Annotated in this window: 1 protein-coding gene; it reads right to left on the bottom strand. The window is 65.9% G+C overall.

Annotated features, from left to right (window positions below):
* Window positions 1–56 precede the first annotated feature (56 nt).
* Window positions 57–1,430: an IS256 family transposase gene (locus ABD908_RS27310; protein ID WP_385924289.1), complete on the bottom strand. Its 1,374-nt coding sequence runs from the start codon at window positions 1,428–1,430 to the stop codon at window positions 57–59.
* Window positions 1,431–1,444 lie beyond the last annotated feature (14 nt).

Raw genomic sequence — 1,444 nt, forward strand, 5'->3', positions numbered from 1 at the left:
GGAGCTTGTCAAGTTTTCTGTGTAAGTTCCTGATTGGTGATTTCTGTTAGCTGTGCTTAGAGGTGTTGGTCGATTCGGTCGGGGTAGGCCACCGACAGCTGTTCGATGGCCTTCTTCCAGTTGGTGACGACCTGCCCTTCGACGAGCCGGCCGAGGGCCTTGCGTCCGCTCTTGGCCTTGCCTCGTTCCTTCGCCCGCGCCAATGCGCGTTTGTCCTCGATGTCGCAGATCGCCAGCCACAGCAGTTTGACCACCGCGGCGTCGTTGGGGAACTGGCCCCGGTTCTTGATGATCTTGCGCAGCTGGTAGTTCAGCGACTCGATGCTGTTGGTCGTGTAGATCACCCGGCGGACCTCGGGTGGGAACGCCAGGAACGGGGTGAACTCCGCCCAGGCACGCACGAAAGTCGCTGCCACCGAAGGATTCCGGGCACCGAGTTCGGAGGCGGCGAACGCCTCCAACGCGGCCTTGGCCGCGTCGGCGTCGACGGCCTGGTAGACGTCCTTGAGCGCGGCGGCGACGGCCTTACGGTCCTTGTACGATACGAACCGCAGCGCGGCGCGGATCAGGTGCACCACGCACGTCTGGACGGTGGTCAGCGGCCAGGTGGCGGCGATCGCCTCTGGGAAGCCGGTCAGCCCGTCGCAGCACACGATCAGCACGTCCTTGACGCCGCGATTGGCCAGGTTCGCGCACACACCCGCCCAGAACGACGCGCCCTCGGTCTGCTGCACCCAGATGCCCAGCACGTGCTTGATCCCGGCCATGTCGACGCCGACGGCGATGTGCGCGGCCTTGTTGCGGGTGTGTCCGCCGTCCTTGACCTTCACCACGATCGCGTCGAGGTAGATCACCGGGTACAACGCCTCCAACGGGCGGTTCTGCCACTGCATCACCGCGTCCGAGATCTCGTCGACGATCTTGCTGATCGTCTCCGGTGAGATCTCCGTGCCGTACACGCTGTGCAGATGGAACTGTATGTCCCGCAATGTCATCCCTCCCGCGTAAAGGGAGATGATCATGTCGTCGAGGCCGCCGAGGCGCCGCTGGCCCTTCGGCACCAGCCGCGGCGTGAACGACCCGTCACGATCGCGCGGCACCGCCAACCGGACCGGGCCGACCTCCGTCGCGAGCGTCTTCTGCGTGGACCCGTTGCGGGAGTTCGGCAGCTCCCGCCCCTCGGGATCTCCCTTGTCGTAGCCGAGGTGATCGGTCAGCTCCGCCGCCAGCCCACGCTCCAACGCCAGCTTCAGCAGCCCCGGCAGCAGGCCACCGTCGCCGGTCAACTGCAGATCACCGCTGTCGATCTGCGCGAGCAGGCCGTCGACCGCGCCCGACGCCTTCAACGCCGCCGCGACATCCGCTGTCGTCTCCGCGGACCGCAACTGATGCGACAGGCCTTCAGCCGCTGCCTCAGGCTCCCGCTCCACCGTGTTCGTCATGC

Origin of the sequence: Tsukamurella soli (assembly GCF_039541155.1) — a bacterium.
GTDB lineage: Bacteria > Actinomycetota > Actinomycetes > Mycobacteriales > Mycobacteriaceae > Tsukamurella > Tsukamurella soli.